This window comes from uncultured Microbacterium sp. (assembly GCF_937927635.1).
Lineage (GTDB): Bacteria > Actinomycetota > Actinomycetes > Actinomycetales > Microbacteriaceae > Microbacterium.
The window spans coordinates 1-13,739 of record NZ_CALBRW010000024.1 but is presented as its reverse complement, the minus strand read 5'-3'; the positions used below and the strand labels follow the sequence as shown (position 1 = coordinate 13,739).

The window sequence follows — 13,739 nt, the reverse complement described above, 5'->3', positions numbered from 1 at the left end:
ACTCTTTTAGTTGACTTGACATGTACGAATATAGGGCATGCCAGAACAGGATGCAAGCGCGCCCCGCGACCTGGTCTCGCACCCGGGCCGGGCGAGCGCCGGCGGCCCGGGCGCGAGCGCTTCAGTCGGAGTTGGCCGCGTACTCGAGCCGCGACTCGCTGCGGTCGTGCAGCGGGTAGTACGCCGCCGGGAGGCCGAGGGCCGTCGCGAGCTCGCTGCGCACCTGGACCAGTGCGCCGCCGTACATGTAGCCGACGCGATCCGCAGGGACCTGGTCGACGGGCACGAACTTGTGGGTGACGTCGCCGAGGTACTCGAACCGGTCGTAGCGCACGACCGGGAGCTCGAACGAGACGGTCGGGCCGTGGGGGTGCTCGACGAGGATCTGCATCGCCGTGGCACTCAGGCCCTGCGGGCCGGGAGCGTGGAACTCGGTCCGGATGACGGGGGCGACGAATCCGCGGGCCATGATGATCTCCTCTGATTGGTTATTAGTTGACTTGACATGTACTAATATAGTAGTCAATTTCAGAGGTTGTCAACCCGGTTGGAGAAATTGCCGAGAATCGGCTGCAGGGGCGAACGTCGGTCGCTCCTCGTACCATCGACCACGACGAAAGGGCAGATCAGACATGGACTCGCTGTGGACCTACCTCCCCGTGTATCTCGCGGGCGGGCTGTTCATCGTCGGCATCGTCTATGAGCGCCGGCACCCGGGCACCGAGCGCGCCCGTCGGCTCATGTCGATCCTGCTGGGCGCCGCCCTCGTGCTCTGCTTCGGCACCGTCCTGGTGAACCTGGGGCGGTCGGTCCTCGACGGCGCGACCGGGCTGATCATCCCGCTCGTGCTCATCACCGCGCTCATGGTCCTGTCGGCGATCACCACGTTCAAGGGGCTGCGGCCGCGGCTCGCCACGACGACGGATGCCGAGCAGGAGGGGCGGAGGTCGTCCGTGCGGGTCACCCTCACGCTCGTCGTGTTCGTGGCGCTGATGGCCTACGGTGCCGGGTTCCTCGCCGGCTACTGGATCTCCCAGCTCAAGCCCGAGCTCGAGGGGATGAGTCTCACCCTGGGTGCCGCCGCCGTCGGCATCGTCGCGCTCACGCTCGTCCCGTGGGCGACCGTCAAGTACCGCGCCGCCCTCCGCCGCCGCACCGTGGCGAACGGGCATCCCGCCAGCCCCGAGGGCGTCGAGTACGTGATGAAGAAGGCCACCGCTGCGCGACTCGCTGCCGATCTCAATTACGGCAGCTTCAGCCCGTTCCGTCCGCTGATCCTCGGCGCGGTCGCCGTCTTCGCCGTCCTGATCACCCCGGTCCTCATGCGCCTTGTCTTCACGACGCTCGGCGAGACCACGGGAGAGCCGGCGCCGGCCTTCGACTTCGCCATGATCCAGACGATCTCGATCGTCCTCGCGCTGCTCGTGGTGCTCGTCGGCCTGATCGGCTACATGCTCGTCCCTGTCCTGCTCGAGGTGAAGGTCGAGTACCAGCTTGCTGCGCTCTCCCCGCAGCAGCGCCTGCAGTGGGAGGACGAGCAGCGTTCGGAGCACGTCGCCGAGCACCAGTTCCCCCGCAAGCTGGCGGATCCGGATCGTTCGATCCGCGTGCTCACCGTCACCGCGTCCGGTGACGTGCAGCTCGAGCAGCTCCCCGCGGGCACGCTGCTGCGCATGCACAGCGAGCCCGTCCCGGATCCCGAAGAGACGGAGCTCGCAGATCTCGAGTTCCTCGACGACCTCGACAGCGGCCTGCAGTCCGTCGCGCGAGTGCTGCTCTCCCTCCGCGAGCACATGGGCTCTCGCGAGTTCGATCTCTTCGGTGACGAGCCGGCCGACACGCTCCACATCGTGGTGGTCGGGGATGACGACTACCTCGACTTCCCCGACGACCTCGCCGCGAAGCTCATCGACGCCGCCTGATCCGCCCTCTTTCAAGTACATGTGAAGTGTACTAATATAGGGATTGATGCACAACAGGTGTCAACCTGGTTGTCCGATCTGCGGCCACGCTCGTACCTATGGAGGGCATGAGCGACCATGCAGCCCTGACCGCCATCGCCGAAACCGCAGCTGCAACTGCAGTCGAGAGCTTGAGAGGAGGTGACAGACAGATGATCACCGTGGAGTTCCGCGAGCGTGACCCGAACAGCGACGCGCGCCGCGTCGTCGCAACGCTCACCGTCGCTGATGACCACACATACGCCGTGGCAGGCGACCTTCCCCTCGAGGAGATCTCGATCCTCGATCGCGCAGCGCCTGGCGGCCGGCTCACCCTGGCCGCTGATCCCGTGCGGTGGGCTCGCAAGAGCCACAAGGCCTTCAGGGCCGGCTACATCGTCCCGGTGATCACCGAGGACACCCTGCCGGCCGACGGCGAGAGTTGAGCGCACGTCATGTGCGACTCGTGCGCCGAGGGCGGGCGCCGTTGCCCCGGCTCGAACAGCCCGGAGGCCCGCGCCGCGCATAACACCCGCCGGCGCGAGAACAGGTCCACGCGCGCCGCCGTCGTCTCCTGGGCAGGGCAACGGCGAGCACGTCGAGCTCGCGCTCGACGTGCTCGCCGTTGCCCTGCCCACGGTCGCGAAAGAGTGGGCAGAGCACGCCGGCGCGCCGACCCTGCAGCACGGTGAGCAGCCGCGCCTCAAGCCGACCGCCACTGGGCTGCGGGATGCCAGCTGGGCCAGCGCCGGCATCGTCGACCAGGTCGCGGCGATCGCACGAGCTCAGGGCGCGCACCCGGATGAGGCCGCGCTGCTGAACGTGAACGTGGTCCACGACGACTACGAAGACGAGGGCGTGAACACCACCCGCCGGCTCATCCTCGACGACGGCAGCGACGCCTACTTCAAGCCGATCGACGGGATCGACGAGGAGACCGCCGAGGATTACGGCCACGAGCAGCCCTGGCAGCCGATCCACGAGGTGGCGGCATGGCACACTGCCCGCGCGCTCGGTCCGGAGTGGGAGCGGCTCGTGCCGCCCTGCGTGCTCACCGTCCGCGACGGGTCCCTCGGCTCGCTCGCCCTCGGCCAGCCCGGCAGCACCGCCGGCCCGGTGCAGGTGCCCGACAGTGACGTGCACGCGGCCGCGTTCTTTGACGCGCTCACGGGCCAGCAGGACCGCCACACCGGGAACTTCCTCACCCACAACGCTGGCGAGGAGCTGCATCTGATCGACCACGGGTTCGCGTTCGCCCGACCGGATGACCCGGTCAATATGTCCGTCTTCCAGCTGCGCCGCTTCAGGGATGCGCCGGAGCTGACGACCTATGAGCTCGACCGGCTCGTGATCCTGTTGCGCACCCCGGACCTGCACGGGCTGCGCCCGATGCTCGCACCCGACCGGGCCGCGGCGCTCGAGGACCGCGCGCGGCTCATGCTCGTCACGGGCCGGATCCTCCCGGAGGGCCACTTCTGACCCTTCGGGGGACATACCGTTTCAGCAGAGAGGGCCTGCCGAGCTCGACGCCGGCAGGCCCTCAGCGTGAGCCGGGCGGAGATCTCCCCGCCCGGCCCACCGCGTCATGCGGTGATCAGCTCGAGTGCGTCCGCGCCGGTCGTGATCACCCGGGCGTCGTACTCCCGCAGGAGCCGGTGGCATCCGGCGCTTGCGGCGGACGTGACGTTGCCGGGCACGGCTCCGAGCGGACGGCCGAGGCTGGCCGCGTGTCCGGCGGTGTTGAGGGATCCGGAGCGAAAGCCCGCCTCGACGATCACGGTCGCCTGCGTCGCCGCCGCGAGCAGCCGGTTGCGGGACAGGAAGCGCCAGCGGGTCGGCGAGGAGCCGGGGGCGACCTCGGAGACGAGGGCGGATCCGGCGGCGCTGGCGATCCGGTCCGCGAGTTGCGCGTGCCCGATCGGGTACATCCGATCGACGCCACCGGCGAGCCAGGCGACGGTCGCCCCGCCGCTCATGAGCGCCGCGCGGTGCGCTGCGCCGTCGATGCCGTATGCGCCGCCGCTGTGCACGGTGACCCCGGCCGTGACCATGTCGCCGGTGATGTCCGCGCAGACGGACTCGCCGTAGCTGGTGGCCGCCCGTGCGCCCGCGATCGCGATCCGCCGCTCGGCGCCGAGGGCGTCGATGTCTCCGCGGACCCAGAGCACGTGCGGGGCGTGCGGGCCGAGGTTGGCGAGGCCGGGGACGGTAGCCGGGTCGACCAGGCGGATCCCGTTCTCCTCGGCCGTGCGCAGCGCCGTGGCGATCGCGTCGGTGCGCAGACGCGGCATCCAGCGCTGCGCCTGCGCGGCGAGGCCCGGGACGATCTTGTCGAGGTCCGCGCGCTTGCCCTTGAGTGCGGCCAGCGCGGCGACGTGGCCGAACTGCTCGACGAGCGCCCCGGCGTGGCCGTCGCCCGGCTCGGTGATGATCGACCAGGCCGCGCGAGCGTGGCGCTCCTTCGCGTCGGTGATCTCGGCGACCTTGGTGGCGGTGATGGTGGTCATGGCGTCCTCCTCAGAACAGGGTTTTAGTTGACTTGACATGTACCAATATAGGGAAGGGCTCCGACATTGTCAACCCGGTTGGAAATCCGGGCGCTGCGGCGAGCGCATGAAACCGCCCGTGTCCCCCAAATGGGGCACACGGGCGGGTGTGGTTCGTGCGCGGGTTATGCGGCGGGGTCGATGCGCTTGGGGCGCGTGAGGACGGTCTCCTTGGTGTTGTTGAACTCCTCGTGTGCCTTGACGGTTCCGGTGATCGTGATCTCGTCGCCCTGTGCGACGTCCCAGGCCCAGGCGGCTGCGGTGAAGGTCTTGGCGACGGTGGTGCCGGACTCGATGATGACGAGCATCGAGGTGGTCGGGGTGTAGCCGTAGTGCTGCTCGATCGGCTTGAGGCGGGTGACGGTGCCGGTGATGGTGAGCTTCTGGCCGATCTCGCCGGCGTAGGCGGATTCCTTGCGGGTCTTCTCGGTGGTCTGGCGCTGGACGCGGTCGCCGATCATGCGCTCATAGGCGGTGACGGCCGAGACGGTGATGCCCAGGTGGCGGTGGGAGACGGATGCCGCGCGCAGGCACACCTTCAGGTTGGCGACGTAGTCCCCGGGGTCGGTGAGTCCCTCGAGGAGGGCGGTGACGATGGTCGCGCCCATGCCGGCGGCCTCGGCGACGGCGGCGGCGACGTCGGCGCGCAGCTCGCGGTCGGCGCGGCTCGTGCCGTACAGGTAGCTGCTGACCAGGTCGCGGGTCGAGCGGCCGAAGGTGGCGGAGGCGGGGACCCAGCCGAAGCGGCGGCTGATCGCCCATGCGGCCGCGACGACGGTCTCGGGCGTGTACTCGGGTCCGCTCGAGGCGAATCCGCCGAGGAGCTCGTGCAGCTCGTCGGCGACGTCGTCGGCCCAGATGAAGACGGGGCGGCCGGCCCAGCCGGTGAAGTCCTTGATGCAGGTGGATCCGACCTGGCGGATCTCGCCGGTCTCGGTGTGGCGCACCAGGTAGGTGTAGCGGCGGTTCGCGCGGACGGTGTTGCAGTGCTCGCAGCGGCCTGCGGCGAGCGCGGTGCGGTCGACGCCGGACTCGTCGACGCCGGGGGCGGTGCGGAGGATGAAGTCGGTGCCGGTGGCGGTCTCGATGGTGTCGACGGCGGCGAGGAAGGTCCAGCCGTTGTAGCTGGGGGCTTCGCCGGTGATCTGGACGTCGTAGACGAGGCGGGTGCGGTTGAGGCCGGCCTCGTCGGTTTCGGAGATCTCGCGCGCGGTGCCGGTGACCTCGAGGTGGCCGGTGAAGCCGCGCTTGGTGGCGCGGGTGTTGATCTTGGCGGCGCGCTCCTGGGTGGCGGCGAGCTCGGCGGGGCTGAGTGTCCAGCTGGTGGGCTGCTGCTTGGTCTGCTGCTCTTCGGTGTCCATGTCGGCCTCCTGCGCTTGTTCCGGTTAGTTGACTTGACATGTACCAATATAGGCGCAGGGTCGGACGTTGTCAACCCGGTTGGAAATATCGGAGCCCGCCGCCGCCAGCCACGGGAGGATGGGGGAGAGCCCAGATGACCGAGGAGACCCGTGACCCTGCCATCCCTTGAGCACCTTGCCTACCCGGCCGACGACGAGGGCGAGCACCCGGACGCCGGTCACTGCGCCTGGCTCGGCGGCGCGACCCGGGAGGAGGACCGGGTCGCGATCGTCGATCAGTACGCCACCGCGCTGCGCGTGCTCGTGGATGCCGCCGACGCGTCCGGCGACGGATGGGGACTTAGCCGGCCGATCTTGTTCGCCGTGCACCAGCTCTGCGAGAACGCCCTCGACGTCGCGAACGATCGCGCCGGCGTGGACGTGTCCCAGAGCGGGAAGCATCGGCACTCGCTCGCTGTCAAGATGGCCGGCGCGATCGCCGGCGGCGTGTACGCGGACCTCACGCTTGAGGAGCGCCAGTGGTGCGAGCGGTTCATCGAGGAGATCGCGCCGCTCACCGGCAATGGATTCCCCGGCAGGTACGCCGACGGCACCGTGTCCGGCGGCCGCCTCGACGACGTCTGGTGCTGCATCAACCCGGCGGCGCTGCGCGATGCCGCGACCGCGTTCGCCGGCCTCACCATCCTCCGCGCCGCCGAGCTCGAAGAGCCGGCCCCGGAGATCACAGCACCCTGACCCGCGGCGAGCGCAGCCGGCCGACGTCGGCGTTGTGTGGCGCTCGCCGCGGTGTGGTGGTCACGGGAGGGTGAAGGTGATCATGCCGCCCACGACGAGCTGGCCGACGATGAAGCCGATGACCAGCAGTCCGATGGCCGCGTAGCCGAGCAGGCGCAGGGCCGGGGGCGGCGCCGGCGCCGGGGCGGGATTGGTGTTGACGTTGACGGTGACGTTGACCCCATTGGGGTGGCCTGGCACTGGTGCCTCTGGCGAGTTATCATGCATGAACGTGTCCTCCTAGGGCACGGTTTGGGTTTGAGCGCTCGGTGTTCCAGCACCGGGCGTTCGCCTTTGTGGCGTTCGCCGGCTCGAGGGTTTGGTTGTCGGGTGGGCGGCCGTTCGGACTCAGGTCATCTGCCTCCCTTGAAACCGGGCTGCGTGCGGGTGTCGAACGGTGGCAGCAGGGTGTACTCGAGGTCGTAGTTGTACGCGAGGCCCTTCATCCAGTTGCGCTCCTTGCCGCGCTTGCTGGTCATGACCTTCTCGTCCTCGAGTTCTCGCACGCCGGTCGCCCAGGTGTCGTCGGAGATCCCGTACCAGTTCTTCACCTGCGAGGGGGGAACCACGAAGCCGGGCTCCTGCGTGAGGCCGATCAGCAGCACGGCTTTGCTGGGCATGCTGAGGCGTCGGTGGAAGTCGTCTTGCCAGTAGGCGAACGGCAGCCGGAAGTAGCGCTTGTTGGGGGAGGTGTACGGTTCGCGCGTGCCGTCCTCGAGCAGCGATGTGACCTTGCCGCCGCGGCGGGCGGTGTCGCGGCTCACCAGGTTGTACGTCTCGTCGAGGCGGCGGAAGATCCGTGAGACGCGCTCGGCGTGCATTTCGGTGTCAGAGACGGCGAGGCCGAGGGCGCGCGCCCAGACGCCGGCTTCCTTGCCGGCATCCCAGGGCTCAGCGCTGGCCATCATCCGATGGAGCAGGAACAGGTCGAGTCCGCTGCGATCGTGCTTCGCGACCATGGCGGCGAGCGCGCCGGGTGAGGGCTTGCCCTTCTTGCCCTTCTGCACGAAGGCGTTGCGGATCTGCACCATCTCGCTCGGGCGCTTTGAGGCCGCGAGCATGGCGTCGATGGTCTCCCGCTCGCCGAAGCCTAGTTTGCGTTTCATGGGATCAATGATGCCCTGGATCCGGGGGATAGACGGTCTAGAGGCTTGTCTCAAAGAACCCGGTTGGCGGGAGCATATAGAAGTACCGTGCGAGTACCGCGTGCAAGTTCCCAATCGGAGAACCTGTCGGAGTGCCGAGTAGGCAAAAAGCCTGCCAGCGGTGGGCAGCCGTCACCCCTCAGCAGCGACCCTGCGAGCGGGGGCCGAGTTGTTGACCTTCTCGACCTGCGGAGATCTGCCCGTATGTCGATCGCAGCTCGAGCTGCGCGGCCGGAGCCTGGGGCGAGCGCAGCCGGCCGACGTCGGCGGCTGCGCTCCAGCTGCAGCGTGCCGGCGGGTGCGGGGCGGGTGACCGGTGTCGATCGCCCCGCCCCGGGTCTCTACAGCCGGCCGTCGCTGTCGACGGGGTCCGGAGGGCCGTCGTACTCGCTGGCCGGGACGGTGCTGTCCATGAGGCAGGTCACCTCGGGGAACTCTCCGTAGCCGCAGATCTGGCACATGTCTCGCACTTTTCTCTTTAGTTGACTTGACACTTACCAATATAGGGCAGGGGTCGGACATTGTCAACCCGGTTGGAACATGGCGCTCCCCGCGGCGAGCGCGCGCAGCTCGAGGATGATTCCGGGGGGAGGGCCCCTGAGCGGTTCTCAGGGGCCCTCGGCGGCTTACTGGGTGAAGACCCAGGCCGGGAGGGTTCCGGACGTCACGAGGCGGCTCAGCAGCCCCACGAAGGTCAGTTCCGGATCGGCCTGCGCGGCGTGGTCGAGGTAGTGGCCCGCGTGGGTCGAGCGGCCCAGCGCCCACGCCAGCCACCCGGCCGCGGCGAGCAGTGCGGCGTGCTCGCGACCGGTGACGTGCGCGGCGGCGATCCGGCACGCGGCGAGCGCGGCGCCGAGGCGGGCCGGGTCGGGGCGGTGCATGGTGTCGCCGACCAGGATCCGGGCGAGGTGCTCGGGGATCGCGGCGCCTGCAGCGCAGTAGGCGGTCTGTGCGGCGACGGCCTCGCGGCCGGTCTGCTCGTCGCTGGCCCACTGGATCAGCGCTGCGTCCCGCAGCGCCGGGATCACCATGACGGCCGCGAGGTGCGCCAGGGTGCTCGGCTCCGGGGCGTTCGGGTCGGCGGTGAGCACGCCTTCCAGCATCCCGGTCAGGCTCGCCTCGTCGTCCGTGGGGAAGGTCGCCGCGGCGACGGCCGCGGCGAGCGCGGGATCGGTGGCGGGAAGTTCGATCCCGGTGTGCTGGTCGCCCGTGGCGAGCGCGGGGGCGTTGGCGAGGGCCGGGGCCGGCTCGGTGTGCTCCTCGCCGGTGAAGTACTCGCCCCAGGCGGCGGGGGTCGCATAGAAGATCGCGGCGACGTCGATGCCGAGCAGGTCGCACATGGTGCGCAGAGTCTCGGCGAGCAGCGCGTGCCGTGCCTGGTCGCCGTCGGTGTAGATCGCCGCGGTGATCATGGTGACGCCGCCGAGGCGGCAGACCGTGCCGAGCCATTCGGCGGTGTACGCGGCGAGCGCGTCGGCGTCGGTGGCGGTGGGGAGGTCGACGCGCATCGCGCCGTGCGAGCGGGTGCCGCGGAACGGGGCGATGACGAGCGACTCGGTCGGGGTGTAGCCGAGCAGTGTGGTGACGGCGGTGAGCAGCTCGCCCTTGCCTTCGGCTTTCAGGATGGTGGTCATGGTGTCCTCCTCAGAACATCCGGTTAGTTGACTTGACACTTACTAATATAGGCCAGGGGTCAGACATTGTCAACCCGGTTGGATCGGCGGTGTCGGATGCGGCGAGCGCGGGCCGGGGATCTCACCCCGGCCCGCGCTGCGATCAGGCCGCGGCGATGTAGGTGCAGGGCACCTGCGCGCCGTGGTGCCAGCCGTCGCACTCGATCCGGCCGAGGCGGCGGGAGTCATCCCGGCAGGCGCGGCGGGCGTCGGCCTCCTCGGAGTCGAGCCGCGCGGCGTGCAGCGCCTCGATGTGGTCGAGCTTGTCGGCGAACTCGTCGTGATCCGGCAGGCCCGCGGCGATCCACAGCCGCGCGCACAGCCCGAAGCCCTCGTGCGAGAGCGGTGCTCTCTCCGCGGCCGCGAGAAGGCCGATGACGACCTCGACGGCCGTACCGGGGCGGGTGTCCTCGCCTGTGGCGACCCGCTCGAGGATCTCCCGCGCGTGCGCCCGGAAGACGGCCTCCACGCCCATCCGGGCGGACGCCTCGCCGCCGCTGAGCAGCGAGAACGAGTGATAGAGCGTGTCGGCCTGTTCCGGGTGCCGCGTTCGTGCCTGCGCGATCTCGTCCTCGGCCCACTTCATCCGGTCGAAGATGGCGCCGAAGGTCTGCTCGAACCCGGCGATGATCTCCGCTGCTGTTCCCGTGGTGATGGTGGTCATGGTGTCCTCCTCAGAACATCCGGTTAGTTGACTTGACACTTACGAATATAGGGAGGGGGTCCGACATTGGCCTGCGCGCACGAAAATGCGGGGCGAGGGTTGCCCCTCGCCCCGCTAGGGAGGACTGCCGCGAGCGCGGCGGGTGTTACGTGGTGCGCTGGGATCGCGCGGCCGTCACGGCGGCGCGCACGGCGTTCCAGACGAGGTTCTGCGGCGGCTCGGGCGTGCCTCGCTCGATGTAGACCGCGAGCGGGGCGAGGCCCAGCTGCCGTACCACGGTGGTGGCGGCCGCCTCGGGGGATGCGTCGGCCGGGATCGCGCTCGCCGCGGTGCCGCGCGCGTAGCCGTTGGCGTAGGCGGCGTGGGCGATTGCGCGGATCAGGTCGAAGGTCTCGAAGTACTCGACGGCCTCACCCGCGCCGATCTGCCGTGCGAACTGCTCGCCAAGCGGCTCGTGCGGGTCGGGTGTGTGGTCGTCCGGCCAGATGCCCCAGTCGGCGAACGTGCCGAGCATGACGGTATCGGGGACGGCGAGCGCGGCGGGGTCTCGCCACCCGTTGGCGTCGGCGAGATCGGCCGCGGCGATCGGGGCCGGCTCGGATGCCGGGGTGATGTGTGTGGTGCTCATGGGCGGGTCTCCTCGTACCAGATTTCGTAGGTGCGGCCGGTGATGGATGCCAGGTGCGCGGCGAGTGCCTCGGCGGCCTGGATGTCGCCCGCGAACTCGCGGCAGTCGTCGTGCGCCTCGATCCCGAACTCGTCGTTACAGGGTGCGAAGACGCCGGGAAGGATCGCCCACGCGATGCATTCGCAGTCGTCGGCGGCCAGGGTGCGAGGTGCGGTCGGCTCGAAGGGGCGAAGGTCGACGCGCGCGCCGGTGGCGGCGTCCTGCAGCCACGGGTCGGTGTCGGTGGCGATGTACGCGCCCGGCGCCAGCGGGCCGGTGTAGCGCTTGGTGGTGGTGCTCATGGTGCTCCTCTCGGTGGGGGCCGGCGAGGCCGTGCGCACGGCCTCGCCGTGGTCGGGGCTACGGGCGGAACCGCAGCGCGGTCTCTGCCTTGATGGCGGCGTTGTACTTGCGCCGCAGGGTGCGGAGGGCCTGGTCGCTCTCGCCCGCGGCGATCGCGTAGGCGAGGGTCTCGCCGGTCTCGTTGACCAGGTCGCGAGCTGCCACCATTTCGGCGAGGGTTGCGGCGGTCATTGCGTCCTCCTCAAAACAGGTTTTAGTTGACTTGACATGTACCAATATAGGCCAGGGGTCGGACATTGTCAACCCGGTTGGATCGGATCGGCTGCGCTCGCCGCAGGAATGACGCCGGGAGGGGCGGGCGGCCCGCCCCTCCCGGTCGATCAGTCCTCGATGATGTCGTGCTCCTCGACGGTCATGTCGCGCCAGCCGGGGCCGTGCAGGACGGTGGCGACCCGTTCGGGGGTGAGCAGGGGGCGGGCGGCCTCCTCGGCGGTCTCGGTGTTGATCGCGGTGACCTCGACCGGCACGTCGACCTCGACGGTCACGCGGTAGGTGACCGTGTACTTCCGGTCACGCTGGACGCCGCCGAGTTCCTCGGCGAGCGTGTCGTAGTAGGTCTCATATCCGGCGTGGTCGGCGATCCGGCGCACCTTCGCCCAGAGCATCGTCAGGCGCGGGTCGCTCGCCTCGATCTGATCGTTCTGCAGCCGCGCCAGCTCGGCCTCAAGGGTGACGACGCGGGCGAGCGCGGCCTGCTCGGACTCCTGCGCCCGGGCGAGCTCGGTCTGCCCGGCGACCCGGTTGTCGGTGGTGGTGATGTCAGTCATGATGTCCTCCCTAGACCGTCGAATAGTTGACTTGACATGTACCAATATAGGGGCAGGCTCCGACATTGTCAACCCGGTTGGATCGGCGCTCGCCGCAGGGCACGAAAAAGGGGCGAGGCCGAAGCCCCGCCCCTCGCGTGATGCCGTGTCAGACCGGCTCGGCGCTCGACCCGTTCCAGTCGATGTCGTCCCAGCCGTTCTCGCGGATCGCCTCGGCCACGTCGTAACGGTCAACGTCCTCCTCGGCGGCCTCGATAGCGGCGTCGTAGTTGGTGGCGGTGACCGTCCGGTAGACCCGCAGGCTGATCGTGATGTCCATCCCGACCTCGAAGTCGCGCTCGCGCGTGATGCCGTCCACGGCGGCGACCATGCGGTCGTACTCACCGCACATGTCATGGTCGGTGGCGACCTCGCCCGCCGCGTCCCAGAACTCGACCAGGCGGGCGTCCGCGCCGTCCGTGATTTCCTCAGCCCGCGCCGTGGCGATCTCCGCCTCGAGCTGCTCGGCGCGGGCGAGCGCTGCGCGCGTGGAAGCCTCTACCCGCGCCAGCTCGCCGATGATGGCCGGGCGGGGGAGCGTGAGCCCCTCGAAGCCGGTGACCGCCTGAGTGGTGATGTCAGTCATGATGTCCTCCCTAGAACGTCGAATAGTTGACTTGACGCTTACGAATATAGGGGGAGCCTCCGACATTGGGAGGCTCCCCCGTTTTCTAGGGAGAAATCGTGGGTCTCAGTCGGCTTCGTTGACCTCTTCCCATGCCTCGGGATCGGCCTCGCGGCAGCGTTCGCGGATCATAGCGGCGCGCTCGGGTAGAGCCGCGGCCTCGAACACCTCTGCGAGCCGGTTGCCTTCCAGGTAGGTGAAGTGCTCCCAGAAGTCCTCGCCCGGGAACGTCATCATCAGCGCATCCCCGAGCGAGCCCACGGCCGCCAGGATCGCCGTCAGTGCGGCCTCCGGTGTGCGGCCCAGCGCATCCACCGGCTCCAGATCGCCGTCAGAGGTGCGGATGCCTGTCACCCTGCCGCCCTGCCAGCGCTCGCGGGTGACTCCCGGCTCATCGCCCGTCCATTCCTCCTCAAGAGTGAGGATCAGGCCCGGCAGAGAGGTCGTCAGCTGTTCGGCGAGTGCGCGCAGCCCCTCGGCGAGTGCGCGCAGCCCCTCGGTCTGCCAGCGGTCGGAGTACTGCACATAGGCCACGCCTTCGGCATTCACGTCGATGTCGGCCTCAGTGGAGCGGATCCGGGCGCGGTCGCCGTCGAGGTCGATCCGGTGCTCGCCGTCCACGTTCGCGTTCCACAGCGCGATCAGCCGTGCGAGCGAGGGGAGCGCGGTGCCCTCCTCGGCCTGCACGGTTACAGCTGTCCACATGCTCATAAGAACCTCCACAAGTGTTGAATAGTTGACTTGACAGGTACTAATATAGAGATAGCCCCGGACACTGTCAACAAGGTTGGAAATCAGCTGCCTCCCGGGCGCAGCCCGGACGAAACCAGCCCCGGAACCCGGCCACGAGGAACCCGCCGCAGAAACGGGCCAGGAAGCCCGCCACGGGCCGCGAAAGCGCCGGGACAGGCAACTACAGCCGAACGGCACCCCAGACCGGGAGAGAGGCCCACAGGGTCGGGGCCGCTAATCCGCAGGAAGCCCCAGGAAGCCGCCTAAGCCCTCGCAGGGTCGACCCGGGCACCCGATAGCCGGCTACCCGATCCCAGGCCGCCACGCACCCCACCGCAGCCAGCCCCGAGGGTGGCGCGCAGCGCCGCCCTGACCTCGCTCCGGCCCGGCCTGCCGGGACGCCCGGAGGAGGCGGGCGCAGCCCGCCGGAGGCCCCTAGCCGG

The 13,739-nt window shown here is 69.3% G+C and carries 17 protein-coding genes; 4 read left to right on the top strand and 13 right to left on the bottom strand.

The window, feature by feature from the left end; genetic code table 11:
* Positions 1 to 121 precede the first annotated feature (121 nt).
* Entirely contained in the window at positions 122 to 469 is a 348-nt protein-coding gene (locus Q0568_RS11635; RefSeq protein ID WP_298866642.1) for a hypothetical protein, read from the bottom strand.
* A 163-nt stretch (positions 470 to 632) separates the two neighbouring features.
* On the opposite strand from Q0568_RS11635, the gene Q0568_RS11630 reads away from it, so the two are divergent.
* The 3 genes from Q0568_RS11630 (at position 633) to Q0568_RS11620 (ending at position 3,419) form a co-directional block, all read left to right on the top strand.
* Entirely contained in the window at positions 633 to 1,922 is a 1,290-nt protein-coding gene (locus Q0568_RS11630) for a hypothetical protein (RefSeq protein WP_298866640.1), read from the top strand.
* A gap of 98 nt (positions 1,923 to 2,020) precedes the next feature.
* Positions 2,021 to 2,386 (top strand): hypothetical protein, encoded by a 366-nt coding sequence (locus Q0568_RS11625; RefSeq protein WP_298866638.1) that lies wholly within the window; start codon positions 2,021 to 2,023, stop codon positions 2,384 to 2,386.
* Positions 2,387 to 2,555: 169 nt separating this feature from the next.
* Positions 2,556 to 3,419, top strand: coding sequence for a hypothetical protein (locus tag Q0568_RS11620; protein WP_298866636.1), 864 nt, complete (start codon positions 2,556 to 2,558; stop codon positions 3,417 to 3,419).
* 104 nt (positions 3,420 to 3,523) lie between these two features.
* Here Q0568_RS11620 and Q0568_RS11615 read toward each other — a convergent pair whose 3' ends face one another.
* Positions 3,524 to 4,447, bottom strand: a complete 924-nt coding sequence (locus Q0568_RS11615) for a DNA-processing protein DprA (RefSeq protein ID WP_298866634.1) — start codon at positions 4,445 to 4,447, stop codon at positions 3,524 to 3,526.
* 164 nt (positions 4,448 to 4,611) lie between these two features.
* Positions 4,612 to 5,847, bottom strand: a complete 1,236-nt coding sequence (locus Q0568_RS11610) for a hypothetical protein (RefSeq protein ID WP_298866632.1) — start codon at positions 5,845 to 5,847, stop codon at positions 4,612 to 4,614.
* A 150-nt stretch (positions 5,848 to 5,997) separates the two neighbouring features.
* Here Q0568_RS11610 and Q0568_RS11605 point away from each other — a divergent pair, with 150 nt between their 5' ends.
* Positions 5,998 to 6,582, top strand: coding sequence for a hypothetical protein (locus Q0568_RS11605; RefSeq protein ID WP_298866630.1), 585 nt, complete (start codon positions 5,998 to 6,000; stop codon positions 6,580 to 6,582).
* A 60-nt stretch (positions 6,583 to 6,642) separates the two neighbouring features.
* Here Q0568_RS11605 and Q0568_RS11600 read toward each other — a convergent pair whose 3' ends face one another.
* From Q0568_RS11600 to Q0568_RS11555, 10 genes are all read right to left on the bottom strand, one after another.
* Positions 6,643 to 6,849 carry a hypothetical protein gene (locus tag Q0568_RS11600; RefSeq protein WP_298866628.1) on the bottom strand — a complete coding sequence of 69 codons (207 nt, stop codon included), beginning with the start codon at positions 6,847 to 6,849 and terminating at the stop codon, positions 6,643 to 6,645.
* A 125-nt stretch (positions 6,850 to 6,974) separates the two neighbouring features.
* Positions 6,975 to 7,727, bottom strand: a complete 753-nt coding sequence (locus tag Q0568_RS11595) for a hypothetical protein (RefSeq protein ID WP_298866626.1) — start codon at positions 7,725 to 7,727, stop codon at positions 6,975 to 6,977.
* Between the two features lie 665 nt (positions 7,728 to 8,392).
* Positions 8,393 to 9,400, bottom strand: a complete 1,008-nt coding sequence (locus tag Q0568_RS11590; RefSeq protein WP_298866624.1) for a DUF4192 family protein — start codon at positions 9,398 to 9,400, stop codon at positions 8,393 to 8,395.
* 142 nt (positions 9,401 to 9,542) lie between these two features.
* Positions 9,543 to 10,103, bottom strand: a complete 561-nt coding sequence (locus Q0568_RS11585; RefSeq protein ID WP_298866622.1) for a hypothetical protein — start codon at positions 10,101 to 10,103, stop codon at positions 9,543 to 9,545.
* A gap of 145 nt (positions 10,104 to 10,248) precedes the next feature.
* The gene (locus tag Q0568_RS11580) at positions 10,249 to 10,731 is read right to left on the bottom strand and encodes a hypothetical protein (protein WP_298866620.1); all 483 of its coding nucleotides are present in this window, start codon (positions 10,729 to 10,731) and stop codon (positions 10,249 to 10,251) included.
* The gene (locus Q0568_RS11575; RefSeq protein ID WP_298866618.1) at positions 10,728 to 11,072 is read right to left on the bottom strand and encodes a hypothetical protein; all 345 of its coding nucleotides are present in this window, start codon (positions 11,070 to 11,072) and stop codon (positions 10,728 to 10,730) included. The genes Q0568_RS11580 and Q0568_RS11575 overlap by 4 nt, the downstream gene beginning before the upstream one ends.
* Before the next feature lie 58 nt (positions 11,073 to 11,130).
* Positions 11,131 to 11,304 carry a hypothetical protein gene (locus Q0568_RS11570; protein WP_175627525.1) on the bottom strand — a complete coding sequence of 58 codons (174 nt, stop codon included), beginning with the start codon at positions 11,302 to 11,304 and terminating at the stop codon, positions 11,131 to 11,133.
* 149 nt (positions 11,305 to 11,453) lie between these two features.
* Positions 11,454 to 11,900: a hypothetical protein gene (locus Q0568_RS11565; protein WP_298866611.1), complete on the bottom strand. Its 447-nt coding sequence runs from the start codon at positions 11,898 to 11,900 to the stop codon at positions 11,454 to 11,456.
* A 148-nt stretch (positions 11,901 to 12,048) separates the two neighbouring features.
* Positions 12,049 to 12,525 (bottom strand): hypothetical protein, encoded by a 477-nt coding sequence (locus tag Q0568_RS11560; protein WP_298866609.1) that lies wholly within the window; start codon positions 12,523 to 12,525, stop codon positions 12,049 to 12,051.
* 105 nt (positions 12,526 to 12,630) lie between these two features.
* The gene (locus Q0568_RS11555; RefSeq protein ID WP_298866607.1) at positions 12,631 to 13,275 is read right to left on the bottom strand and encodes a hypothetical protein; all 645 of its coding nucleotides are present in this window, start codon (positions 13,273 to 13,275) and stop codon (positions 12,631 to 12,633) included.
* Positions 13,276 to 13,739 lie beyond the last annotated feature (464 nt).